A 13,635-nucleotide genomic window follows, 5' to 3' on the forward strand; every position below is an offset into this window, starting at 1 on the left:
TGCTGAACAGTTTGTCGTCGGCGGGAAAGAACAACACGCCGAACACCAGCGCGGCGGCGATGGCATAGATGTAAAAGTCGTACCACTCGATCATGGTGCCAATGAAGGCAGCGGCTGGGACGAAGCGGGAGGCTTCATGGGGGACTCCTTTGGTTATTTTTCTGGCAGGAGAGAAACGGCAAATCCGCGGCGCTCTGGCGGCGCCGGTCTGGGGATGATTTTTCGTTCCAGGACCATGATTAGTCAATTTTCTATTTATTATTCGAAGTATTACGCCAGCTTATAATCATAGGTAGCAGCCGAGCGCGACGTGCGGCACACAGGCCATAGACGTCTTCGATTCCTGATGGGCAATTGAATGGAAGAAGAAAGGGAGGGCATCCATTGCCCTCCCCTCCTCTGTCCACGCTCCCTGCGACAGTACTGACCAGGACCTCAAGTGACCAGAATGAAGTCCGTCTGATCAACGGCCGCGCTGTTGACACCCACCAGGCGGATGGTGTCCGCCCCGATCCCTACCACCGTGTCCGCCCCGTCAGCCGTTATGCTCACGTTGGACGCGAACACCGCGCTGGTGACCCCCATCCCCGTGATATCGAGCAAGTCCTGCCCTGCGGCCGGGTTGGCTCCGAAGTTCAGGATCGTATCGTTGCCGAAGCCTGGGCCAAACGCGAAGATATCGTTGCCGGCGACGCCGCCACTCATCACGTCGTTACCTGCGCCACCGACGAGGACGTCATTACCCGCCCCCCCCACGATCACGTTGTCGAGCGCGTTGCCGGTGCCCGCAAAGTTGCCGCTGCCGCCGAAAGACAGGTTGTCGACGTCGGCACCCAGGACGTAGCTCCCGAGCGAGGTCCAGACCGTGTCAATACCCTCACCGCCAAGCTCGCTCACCACGTCCCCAAACTCGGAGACTTCGTAGACATCGTTGCCGACACCGCCGGCCATCGTGTCGGCACCTGCGCCACCGATGATGACGTCGTTACCTGCGGCACTGACGAGGATGTCATTACCCGCCCCCCCCACGATCACGTTGTCGAGCGCGTTGCCGGTGCCCGCAAAGTTGCCGCTGCCGCCGAAAAACAGGTTTTCGACGTTGGCACCCAGGACGTAGCTCCCGAGCGAGGTCCAGACCGTGTCGCTACCAGAACCGGCGAGCTCGGTCACCACGTCCCCGAGGTCGTCGACTGCGTAGACATCGTTGTCGACGCCACCGACCATCGTGTCGGTACCTGCGCCACCGATGATGATGTCGTTACCTGCGCCACCGACGAGGACGTCATTACCCGCCCCCCCCGCGATCGTGTTGTCGAGCGCGTTGCCGGTGCCCGCAAAGTCGCCGCTGCCGCCGAAAAACAGATTTTCGACGTTGGCACCCAGGACGTAGCTCCCGAGCGAGGTCCAGACCGTGTCGCTGCCAGCACCGGCGAGCTCGCTTACCACGTCCCCAAGGTCGGTGACTTCGTAGACATCGCTGCCGCCACCGCCAGCCATCGTGTCGGCACCTGCGCCACCGATCAGGACGTCGTTACCCGCACCGCCCACGAGCGTGTTGTCGAGCGCGTTGCCGGTGCCCGCGAAGTTGCCGCTGCCGCCGAAAAACAGATTTTCGACGTTGGCACTCAGCGTGTAGCCCGAGAGCGAGGTCCAGACCGTGTCGTTGCCGGCACCGGCGAGCTCGGTCACCACGTCCCCAAGGTCGGTGACTTCGTAGACATCGTCGCCAACACCGCCGGCCATCGTGTCGGCACCCGTACCCCCGATGAGAATGTCATTGCCTGCGTCACCATTGAGGATGTCGTTGCCGCCCAAGCCGTTCAGGATGTCGTTGCCATCACCTCCGCTGGCCAAGTCGTCGCCTATCGTGCCGGTCCATATGTCGACACCCGCGGTACCGACAAACAGTTCGCCGACCACTGTCGTTGCGGCAGAAGTGACCCGCTCGAGTGTGCCGAGGTCATCGACGTAACTCGCGACGACACGCAGTTGCTGACCGGTCTGCGCCGAGCTGGGCGTGAAGGTCGTGCCCGTCTCGCCGGCGATGTCGGTAAAAATCGCACCGCTCCCCACCTGCCACTGATGGGTAATCACCGAAGTCGTGGTCCCGTTGGCGTCGGTGAACGCATCCGTGGCGGTCAAGGCAAAGCCTGGCGTCGGAGTCGTATCGCTGATCAGCACCGCTCCAACCGGCAGGACATTGACGGTGCCGGTACCGGCCGGCGTGATCGGTGCGGTCGGCGCCGAGAACACCTCCTCCAGCACGCCATTGGCGTCCTTGTAGACTGCCCTGACGCGCAGAGCCAGTCCGGTTGGCACGACGAGTTGCGGGATAGCCGGCACGGCACCGATGAGGGTCGCCGGTGGTGGGACCCTGAGTTCCGTGCCCACCGTGACGGTCGTACCCTCCGCGCGCGCGACCTCCCCGGCGGCAAAGAAGGTGATGTCTTCGAAGACGCCCGAGCCCGGGCTCGGTTCGAACTGCCAGAAGAAACTGATGGGACTGGTGATCGCGCCGCCGGTCGCGGTATTGTCGGCATCAGAGATGTCTGCCGCCGATACCGTCAGCACCTGGCCGACGGCAGGCGTAGGATCGTCGATCCTCAGCGAACCGACTGGCGCCGAGTTCAAACCGCCAAGCACGATCGCCTGATCGGAGAACTGCACCCGCTCGATATTGCTGAGGGTGTCGGTCCCGTCCCTGCCAGCGACACTGTCGATGACCGTATAGGTGCCGTTGACGTTTTCAATCACGGTGTAATCCGCCAAATTGCCGGAGAACAGCGCCGTGTCGAAGTCGGGACCGGTCGCCGTCAGAATTTCACGGACGACCTGGAGCTGGCCGGGGTTATAGGTACCGTTCAACATCAGCGGAACCAGAGGCGTCATGTTGTCGAAACTGGCGATTTCCGGCCCGGTGCCATCGATGTTCTGCCGCACGCTGATGCGCACGTTGAGCCACTTGTCGCCATCGATGAGGTCATCGCCGGCACGGCCTTCGATGACGTCGCTGCCGGCACCACCCAGGATAATGTTGCCCCCGTCGAACTTATCGTCTGCAGTACCCACGATGCCATCGGTGCCAGCAGCAGCGGCGCCGACGAACGCCCGCAGACCACTGATGAGGTCGAAGTTGGTGAGCACGCTGCCCGTGGCGCCAGCGATAGCGAGCGTTACCGCGGTGGAATCATCGCCGCTGAGGAAATCGGCGTGTGCCGATCCCGACAGCCCTTCCACCAGGTCCAACCGGGCAAGGATCGACGCGGTGGAACCGGGCACCGCCGGCTGATCGAAGAAGCGCTGACTGGAGTTGAGGCCAATGGTCACGCCGACCGGATCGTCCTTGTAGGTCGCCCAGTCGTAACCGGAGAACCCGATGAAACGGTCCGCCTCGCTGGGGCTGCCGACCATGATGTCATCACCGCCTTCCCCATCGAAGTTATCCGGTCCGCCATCGCCCATGAAGACATCGTTGCCAATGATCGGATCGTTGCCGAATGGGTCGAAGTTGTCGCCGGCAACGCCATCGGCGGATCCGCCCTGGATCCAGTCGTCGCCTTCACCGCCGCGCGCGAACTCGTTCGCCTTGCTGCCGAGGATGAAGTCGTTGCCCAGGCCGCCACTGCTGTCGGCCGCGTCCTCGCCAGTGATGATGAAGTCCTGGCCGGCCTGGCCGAGGATCAGGTTCAGGCCGTTGCCGCCCTGGATGACGTCGTTGCCGTCCTCGCCGTGGATGACGTCGTCGCCGCCGATGTCGGTGATGATGTCGTCACCGGTACCGCCAAGGAGTTGGTCGTTACCGTAGCCGCCATCGATCCGGTCGTTACCGGCATCGCCATAGACAGTGTCATCGTCCGAGTCGCCGGCAATGAGGATATCGTTGCCGGGCGTGCCGCCGAGCACGACCGTATCAGCGCCGGTGTAGTGCAGGTAGTTGGTATCCGGGCCCACTGTGCCGGGGTTGTCGCGGATCACCAGCGGCGTGAGAAAATCAGTGCGCGGTGAGCCAATCGGGTGGACCGACGGACCAAACGGATCGGCGGTGACTGGCAGATCATCGATCGTGCCGACGATGCCGTCGGGCCCGGCCACCACACTCGGGTTGTACTGGTTCGCCTGGTTGACCTCCAGAGTGTAAGCCGGCGTCAGGAAAACCCTGGCCGAGAGGTGTGTTGCGTCGGTATTGGCCATGACCAGCGCGGAGAACGTGTTGTTCTCAAGCTCCGCGCCAAAGTCCATCGAGGCGGTGCGCTCCAGATAGTAGAAGCGGTCTCCGTCCTGGAGTTTCTCCATCTGGTTCTCGAAGACGAAGTTGAAGGTCGAGCCGAGCATGCCGCCAAAGGGCATTTTCTCCTCGGCCAGCCCGCCAACCCAGAAGTCGACGTTGTCCAGGCCGGTGATGGTCACGTCGTCTGCGGTGTTCAGAATACCGTCCGCACCGGCGGTGCTGGCCCAGGCTCCCGTGCTGTTCAGGAAGTCGACACGGTCGGCCGGTGCAGTCGCGCCGCCTAACACCAGGTCCGCAGCCGCTGCGCGCTTGTCCGCCAGCGTGATGGCGCCGGTGATGGTCGAGTGCGTGCCGTAGGCGGCGATGAAGTTGATCAGCGATTCCGGATGTTTTATGTGCTGCACGAAATCGGCCCAACTGGTGTAAGGCTTCAGCTCTGCGTCGCCAGTAGGCAGATAGAACTCCCGCCGCGCCGCGTTCAGCGACGGAATGCCGGTATCGCGGCCGCGCGCCAGGTTGATGGCAGGCAGATCGAGCGGCAGGCCGAGCAGATTGTTGCGCAGGGCTTCAGTGACGAACTCGTCAATCTCGTTGCCTACCTGGCGGGTCACGCCGCGCACGATGGCACCGGCCGCCTGTTCCGGGGTCGGACCGCTGCCCGCGAACGCGATCGGGTTGAGGAAGGCCTGAATCAGCCCGATATCGCTTGAGGCGAAGTTCGGATCCAGCCGGTCGACCTGCTCCAGCAGCATCGAGTGCCCGAAGCGATAGACGGTGTGCGCGAACTCGGCAACGATGCTCGGATCGATCGCGGTGTCGTACACCTGGCCCGGGGCGAAGAAGGGATCGACCATCGGCTGGATCGTGCGCGCGAACTCCTCGAACACCAGGTGCTGGTACTGCATCTCGGTGCCGAACTTCGCGGTCTGGAACAGGCGCTCGCCGTTCCAGTCGAGGGTCGAGGTGTCGGCAGGAACGGCAGTGACGGGCGTCAGCAGCCACTCGTTCAGGAACGACACATCGCCACTTGCCGCTGTCGCCAGGACCACCGCCATGGTGTGATCGACCAGGCGGTTGTGCTCATGGTGGAAGATGGAATGGACGGTGGTCAGGCCAATGTTCTCGTTGACCCGGCCGTCGCCAGCGATGTAGTGCGCATCCAGCAGTTCGTTGTCGTAGAAGCCGGCGGCTACCGGCCCGCCGACGACGGTGTCTACATCAGGCAGGAGCGCTGCGCCGGTCTGGCCGTCCACCGGAACGGCAGTGTGCGCAATGTCGTTGAGGAAGGCATGACCGGTGCGCACGGCATCGACCAGGCTGATGGGCGCCAGCGGATTACCTTCGACGAGCACATCGTCGGCCGTGCCGGCAATGCCATCCGCCCCCTTCATCACGACCTGCGGAAAGCCGTTGGGGCCCTTGATGAAATTGCCGTAGGCGTCGGTCGCGAGCAACGGCACGTTGTCGAAATCGGCATCGGTGAGATTGATGCCGAGCAGATCATGGGCTTGCGCCTTGACTACCTTCCAGGTGGCCATGCCACCGATCCCGACGTCGTCGGCCGTACCGAACACGCCATCGGCGCCCAGATCACGATTCTCGATCAACTTGCCGGTGGCCACCGGATCACCGGCAGCGTTGAACTCGTACGCGCGCAGGAACACCTGATGCGAGGGATGCGAGCTGTAGGTCTGGTTCTGGTCGACAAACGGCGAGGTGGTGTTGGTGTTCTCGTGGATGTCGTCGGCCGTGCCCAGAATGCCATCGGGACCGGGCTGATTGGTGGCACGCGTCAGCACCATGAAGTTGGTCGGGCTACCGGGCACGAACAGCGGGTCATCCGGCTGCAGCGGAACGAACACGGTGCCCGAGCCGCCCTTGGTGACGAGGTCCAGTCCATGGTCGAAAAACTGGCCGAAGAAGGTCATCCATTGGTTGAAGGGCGCGGTCAGGCCCGCGTCGGGGCTCACGTTCGGGTCGAAGAAGGTCTGGAACGTCGTGCCATCGGTGCGGGTACCGGTAACCACCTGTGCACCGACCTTCAAGACATCGTCAGCCGTGCCAAGGATGCCATCCAGACCCGGATCGAAGGTGGCCGCGACCGCCGCCGGGTTGTTGGCTGTCTGGTCGACGATCAGGTTGCTGATGGTGCGCGGCTGCGAATCGATCACCAGGCCGCTGGTCTGGGTGTAGCTCGTGCCGGCGTCGGCCGTGCGGAAGTCCGGCGTGGTCAGGCGCGGGAATACGTTATCGGCAGCACCGAACTCGGGATGAAGCAGGTTGTTTTCCGTCCCTTCGACCGTGCGCAAACCGAACGGCATCCGTATATTCGGCAGCAGAGAAACCAGGTTCTCACCCGCCGCGTTGTGTTCCGCGATCTTGATCTGGTCAAGGATGAACGCCAGGTCGGATTGCGTGTAACGCACACCGTTGCTGGGGGCAGTGGTCTGCGGATCGATCAGCGAAGGCGCCGGTGCGGGGGCCGGCGCCGCGGCCACTATTGCCGTGGTCGGTGCCGAGAATACCTGCTCGGTCACGCCATTATCGTCCGCATAGATGCCTTTGACGCGCACTGCCAGGCCGGCAAGATCCGACGTCACCGTGAGAGTGGGCGCGTCCGCTCTTGTAAATCCGAGACCGATGCGGCCTGGCCCGAGGATGATGTCCTCGAAGACGCCCGAGCCCGGTGCCGCTTCAACCTGCCATATGTAACTGATGGAATTGTTGATCCCCCCGCCCGCGTTGTCGTCATCGGTGATGCCTGCCGCCGACACGGTCAGCGTCTGGCCAACGGTCGGTGCGGTGTTATCGACCGTCAGTGCACCCACAGGCTCGGCGTTGACCCCCTGCACGAGGACCACTGCCTGATCGGAGAACTGCAGCCGCTCGATGTGGGTGAGACGGTCGGTTTCTTCCTTGCCTACATTGTCGGTCACGGTGACGATGTCGGTGCCGGCGATATCGAGGGGAATGGCGGGATCGACGACGATGCCGTTGACGGCGATCGTGTAGTTCGCCAGAGGGCCCAGGAAGTTGACGGTGTCAAACGCAGCCCCGCCTGCGGATGTACCGGGCAGGATTTCGCGCACGGCGACGAGCTGGCCGGGGTTGTAGGTACCGTTCAGCATGAGCGGGATCATCGGCGTCATGCTGTCGAAGCTGGCGATCTCCGGCCCGGTGCCATCCACGTTCTGACGCACGCTGATGCGCACGTTGAGCCAACTGTCGCCGTCGATGAGGTCGCTACCGCCACGGCCTTCGATGATGTCGCTGCCATCGCCGCCGAGGATGATGTTGCCCGCGCCGAACTGATCGTCGGCCGTCCCCCCGATACCGTCGGCACCGAATCCGGCGCTGCCGACGAAGGCCCGCAGGCCGCTGACGAGATCGAAGTTGGTGAGGATGCTGCCCCTGGCCGTGATGTTGGCGATGATGGCTGCGTTTTGTTCATCGCCGCGCAGGAAGTCGGCGAAGGCCGACCCCGACAGGCCCTCCACTTCCGCGAACCGGTCATAGACCGCATCGGGCGATTGCGCCACCGCACCCACGATATTGCCCGCGGCATCGGCCACCGGGTGATAGGGACTGAAGAACGGGGTGACCATGTCGACGGTCACGCCGAACTTGTCATTTTTGTAGGTGGTCCAGTCGAACCCGGACATGCCGTCCATCTTGTCCTGAGCGTCGCTGGCGACGAAGGTGTCGTCGCCGCCCTCGCCGATCATTTCATCGAATCCGCCGGTGCCGATGAAGATGTCGTTGCCGGGCACATCGTCGGACAAGGTCGGGCTCATGTTATCGCCGGGCGCACCGTCCTGGGTGCCGCCCTCGATCCAGTCGTCGCCTTCGTTGCCGGTCGGCGCGAGGTTGACCTTGGCGCCGAGGATGAAATCGTCGCCCGCGCCGGCGAAGGTCATGGTGATGTCTTCGGTGGTGATGATGAAGTCTTTGCCAGCGCCGCCGAAGACCAGGTTGTTGAGGCCGAGGGTCGAGTTGCCGGCCTGGATGACGTCGTTGCCGTCCTCGCCGCGCAGGGTGTCGCTGCCGCCGATGTCGGTGATGATGTCGTCGCCGGCACCGCCAAAGACGTTGTCGTTGCCGTAGCCGCCGTCGAGCCGGTCGTTGCCGGCGTCGCCATAGACGGTGTCGTCGTCCGAGTCGCCGGCAATGAGGATATCGTTGCCGACCGTGCCACCCAGCACGACCGTATCGCCGCCGGTGTAGTGCAGGTAGTTGGTATCCGGGCCCACTGTGGCGGGGTTGTCGCGGATCACCAGCGGCGTGAAATGGTCAATCCGTGGTGAGCCGATCGGGTGCTCCGACGGGCCAAAGGGGTCGGCGTTGGCGGGCAGATCGTCGAGCGTGCCGACGATGCCGTCCGGGCCGGCCACCACACTCTGATTGAACTGGTGCGTCGGGTCGGTCTCCAGGATGAAGGCCGGCGTCAGGAATATGTTAGCCGACAGGTGTGTTGCGTCGCTGTTGAGCATCACCAGATTGGCGAACGAATTGTTCTCAAGCTCGGTGCCGAAGTTGAGTCCTGCGGTGCGGGCCAAGTAGTAGAAGCGGTCGCCATTCTGCAGGTTTTCCAACTGGGTTTCGAAGACGAAGTTGAAGCTCGAACCCAGCAGGCCGCCAAAGGGCATCTTCTCCTCGGCCAGGCCGCCGATCCAGAAGTCGACGGAGTCCAGGCCGGTGGTGGTCACGTCGTCTGCGGTGTTCAGAATACCGTCCGCACCCGCGGTGCTGGCCCAGGCGCCGGTACTGTGCAGGAAGTCCAGGCGATCAGCCGGCGCCGTGGCGCTACCGAGCACCAGATCCGCAGCCGCGGCGCGTTTGCCCGCCAGCGTCGTAGCGCTAGTGATGGTTGAATGCGTGCCGTAGGCGGCGATGAAGTTGATCAGCGATTCCGGGTGTTTCATGTGCTGCACGAAATCGGCCCAGCTCGTGTAGGGGGTCAACTGGCTGTCGCCGGTCATGTGGTAGAACTCGCGCCGCGCCTCATTCAGCGACGGGATGCCGGTGTCGCGGCCGCGCGCCAGGTTGAGGGCGGCCAGGTCCAGCGGCAGACCGACCAGGTTGTTGCGCACCGCGTCGGTCACGAACTCGTCGATCTCGTTGCCGACCTGACGGGTCAGGCCGCGTACGATGGCGCCTGCCGCCTGCTCATGAGTGGGGCCGCTCGCAGCAAATGCCAGCGGGTTGAGGAAGGCCGCGATCAGGCCGGTCTGTTGATTGCCCGGGGCAATCGGATTGCCGTCACCGACGACGTTGAAATTGGCATCGAAACGATCGACCGTCTCCACCAGCATCGAGTGACCGAAGCGAAAAACCGTGTGCGCGAACTCGGCGACGATCGACGGGTCGATCGTGGTGTCGTTGCCCATGGGTGCCAGGAAGACGTCCACTTGCGGCTGGATGGTGCGCGCGAACTCTTCGAACACCAGGTGCTGGTACTGCATCTCGGTGCCGAACTTGGCCGCCTGGAACAACCGCTCGCCGTTCCAGTGCAGGGCCGCGATGTCGGCCGCCGTCACCGGCAACGCTGCCAGTTGGGCGTCGGGCATCAGCCACTTGTTCAGGAAGTCGAGGTCGGCGGAGGCCAGCACCGTCGCCTTGGTCTGGTCAACCAGCCGGTTGTGCTCGCTGTGGAAGATGGAATGCACCGTGGTCAGGCCGATGTTCTCGTTGACGCGGCCATCGCCGGCGATGTAGTGCGCATCCAGCAACTCGTTGTCGTAGGTGCCGGGCGCTTGCAGGCCGCCAATGACGGTGTCCGCGTCARCCGTCAAGCCGCCGGTCGGATCGGCGCTGTGGGCGATGTCGATGAGGAACTGGTGGCCGGTGCGCACGGCGTTCGTCAGGCTGATGGGTGCGGCCAGATTACCCTCGACGAGCACGTCGTCGGCCGTGCCGGCAATGCCATCCGCGCCCTTCATCACGACTTGCGGAAGGCCGTTGGGCCCCTTGATGAAGTTGCCATAGGCGTCGGTCGCCAGCAGCGGCACGTTGTCGAAATCGGCATCGGTGAGGTTGATGCCCAGAAGCGCGTTCGCCTGCGCCTTGACCACCTTCCAGGTGGCCATGCCACCCGTCAAACTGTCGTCACCGGTAAACAGGATGCCGTCGACACCGGCAGTCCGGTTCTCGATCAGCTTGCCGGTGGCCACCGGATCGCCGGCGGCGTTGAGCTCATAGGCGCGCAGGAATACCTGGTGCGAAGGATGCGAGCTGTAGGTCTGGTTCTGGTCGACAAACGGCGAGGTGGTGTTGCTCTGCTCGTGGATGTCATCGGCGGTGCCGAGGATGCCGTCGGGACCGGGCAGATTGGTGGCTCGCGTCAATACCATGAAGTTAGTCGGGCTGCCAGGCACGAACAGTGGATCGTCGGGCTGCAGCGGAATGAACACCGTGCCGCTGCCGCCCTTGGTGACCAGGTCCAGGCCGTGGTCGAAGAACTGGCCGAAGAAGGTCATCCAGGCGTTGAAGGGCGCGGTCAGGCCCGCGTCCGGCGTGATATTGGGGATCTGGAAGACGGAAATGTCATCGGCGGTGCCGAACAGGCCATCCAGCCCGGGGCTGGTGACCACCTGTGAATCCGGATTGGCCGCTGCGGCCGCGACCGCCGCCGGATTGTTGGCGGTCTGGTCGACGATCAGGTTGCTGATGGTGCGCGGCTGCGAGTCGAAGACGAAACCGCTGGTCTGCAGGTAGGAGGTCGGCGTGGTTCCGCCAGGATCGGCGGGACCGAAGAAGCCGACCGGCTGGACCTGCGCGGTATTGAACACCGGCGTCGTCATGCGCGGAAAGAAATTGTCGGCGGCACCGAACTGGGGATTGGCCAGGTTGTTGTCGATGCCGGAGACGGTGCGCAGGCCGAAGGGTACCTCTACGTTCGGCAGCATGTCAGCCAGACTCGCGCCTGCCGCATTCCGTTCAGCGATGAAAATTTGTTCGAGAATGAACTCAAGATCGGACTTGATGAAGCTGGCCATGGCTGTTTCCTCGATGCTTGACTAGTCAGGAAACCACACGCATAAAACACGGCTGCAAACGCGTGGTTTAGTGTTGAACCCCATAAACAAAAAACAGAAATTGAACGACGGGACCTGATTTCACGGCCGCACCGAGCCCTTACTGAATCGCGTGCGATCAGCAGTGCTCAACTGAGGATCAATGCCCCATGGCAACCGTATTTACAGGCTGGTGTTGCGCATCAAGGAGGCGACGGCCCATGAATGCAGGTTGAATAGAAGGTGCAACTTACTAAAGGCCTCGTCACGTATCGGGGCTCTATGCATTTGTCCATGTAGCTCTCTCAGGCATAAGGGGCTTGTCACAGATGCCACACATCCAGCGATCAGAGTCATTGGCCGGAATATGCTCGCGAAGATCGCCATAGTCCGGGACTTCCTGAGGGGTGATGGCACGGTTCTGCCTCCATGCGGCTTCGTCAACAAGCCTTTTATCCATGAGCAAACGGGCATCGACCACGAATTGACTAGTATGTATTGGAGACGGGTTCCACACGCCTGGTGGCGGAGTCAGGAAATCATTAGAACCATGGGTTTGGTTCTGATTGAGTGGAACACCCACACTGTCGTACTGAAAATTGTACTGGAACGTTTTCTCAACAGAGATTTCAAGTGAACTGAGTTCGACTTGAATGCCCAGCGGGCAGACATCCTGGCCTGTATGGCCGTAAGGTGACAGTACAGGGCGCGAATGGCCGGCCACACTATTGGTAATAACCCCCGGCCGTTGTTGCCGGAAATAGCGATGATCCAGATTGATCGAGAATCTTTTTGAACTATTCATCGCGCCTCCCGCCTTCAACCTCAAACGCTAGCTCTACACTCCATTAAAAATGAGTATTGAGGGGCTACCCGGATGTGTACAGAGACGAAAGCCCAATCAAATTCTGAGACCTTGGTCAATGATTCGGATCAGACCTTGGTCGAATCAGACACTGGCCAAACGTCCAGTAGCGGAGTGCCCGGGAGCCAGGGCCCCCGTGCGAAATTGCGCCATTTGAGCCGCTCAACCCAGTTCGTAATCTGCGCCACAATAATTCTGGGTTTGACCATGACGTTCGTTGGAAACCTCGTAAGCCAGAGTATCGAAGAAGCAACGGTTCAAACGGCGGCAGAGACGGGCGCGCGTTATATGCAGAACTTCCTCGAACCTTTCGTCCAAGGATTAACCACTGCCAAAGAACTCCCCGATGGAACTATTCAGACCATTGATCAGCTGCTGTCCAGCACCTCGTTCAGTACCCATGTTGTCTCGGTGAAGATCTGGCTTCCAGACGGCACGATTGTCTACAGCGCCGACAAATCCGCGGTCCAAAAACATTTTCCGACAGAGGAGATCTCACAGGCGCTGACAGGCAAGATCTATACAGAGCTGGACAATGATTTTGAGGATGATACTGAGGATGCTTTTGAGCGAAGCCTGAATATTCCGTTCTATGAAATTTTTGCTCCACTGCGCGAAGCGGGTACTGGAAAGATTATTGCGGTGGGTGAGTTCTACGAAACCGCGGAAGCGTTACAGCGCGAAATAAATAACGTTCGCAAGAAAGTATGGGCGATTGTTGGTACAGCAACGATGGCCATGCTTTTACTGTTATTTTTTATCGTTCGGCGTGACGACAAGATTATAAAGCAGCATGAAACAGCACTTGAATGGCGAATGCATGAGCAAGCAAAGTTGCACTCAAATAATGCCGCCCTTCAGCGCAAAGTCACTACAGCTAATCGCGAATTCTCCAGAATCAATGAGCTCACTCTTCGTCGGATCGGGGCAGATCTTCATGATGGTCCTGCTCAGCTGTTGTCTCTTATTCTCCTTCGCCTTGAAGAGCTCGAAGATTCGCAAGGCGCCTCAGATGGGGAAGTCCTCGAAATGATCAGACGTGCCGGTAAGGATGCTTTAAACGAAGTGCGGGAAATATCACTCGGCCTGGCACTTCCGGAAGTCAATGATCTGACCCTGCACGATGCGCTGGTATTGCTTGCCGAGCGGCACGAAGAGCGAACCGAGACGCGAGTCGAACTGGAGCTTGATACTCTTCCAGAGGATGTACCGATAGCGCATAAAATTTGTATTTACCGCTTCGCCCAGGAAGCATTGAACAATGCCTATATTCACGCCGGTGGAAAAGGCCAAAAACTCAGTGCCTCTTACTGCGAAGGGCTACTGGAAGTGCAAGTCGAGGATGCGGGAGTGGGTATTTCAACCGAAAAACCGAGTGTACCAGGTCGAGGTAGAACTCATCTGGGCCTTGTCGGCATGCGCTATCGCGTCGAATCCCTCGGCGGAATATTCATCATTGAATCGGCGCCCCATGCCGGTACCAAAGCCAGGGCGCAGTTCAAAATCTGATCACCGTGCCAAAATGATCG

3 protein-coding genes and 1 pseudogene are annotated in these 13,635 nt (G+C 61.2%); 1 reads left to right on the forward strand and 3 read right to left on the reverse strand.

The window, feature by feature from the left end; genetic code table 11:
* Positions 1 to 12: 12 nt before the first annotated feature.
* From AC1DVE_RS18730 to AC1DVE_RS18740, 3 genes and pseudogenes are all read right to left on the reverse strand, one after another.
* Positions 13 to 94 (reverse strand): annotated as a pseudogene (locus tag AC1DVE_RS18730) (hypothetical protein); the annotation flags it as partial.
* A gap of 341 nt (positions 95 to 435) precedes the next feature.
* The gene (locus AC1DVE_RS18735) at positions 436 to 11,223 is read right to left on the reverse strand and encodes a peroxidase family protein (RefSeq protein WP_477784117.1); all 10,788 of its coding nucleotides are present in this window, start codon (positions 11,221 to 11,223) and stop codon (positions 436 to 438) included.
* Between the two features lie 298 nt (positions 11,224 to 11,521).
* Entirely contained in the window at positions 11,522 to 12,046 is a 525-nt protein-coding gene (locus tag AC1DVE_RS18740; RefSeq protein WP_223454539.1) for a hypothetical protein, read from the reverse strand.
* Between the two features lie 72 nt (positions 12,047 to 12,118).
* On the opposite strand from AC1DVE_RS18740, the gene AC1DVE_RS18745 reads away from it, so the two are divergent.
* Entirely contained in the window at positions 12,119 to 13,615 is a 1,497-nt protein-coding gene (locus AC1DVE_RS18745; protein WP_223531904.1) for a sensor histidine kinase, read from the forward strand.
* The last annotated feature ends 20 nt before the right edge of the window (positions 13,616 to 13,635 follow it).

The sequence above is a fragment of the Pseudomonas sp. P4_B4 genome, from assembly GCF_056402255.1.

Excerpts from the sequence above, each read along its gene's own strand:
- AC1DVE_RS18740 (WP_223454539.1), bottom strand. The coding sequence starts at position 12,046 with ATGAATAGTTCAAAAAGATTCTCGATCAATCTGGATCATCGCTATTTC.
- AC1DVE_RS18745 (WP_223531904.1), top strand. The coding sequence starts at position 12,119 with ATGTGTACAGAGACGAAAGCCCAATCAAATTCTGAGACCTTGGTCAAT.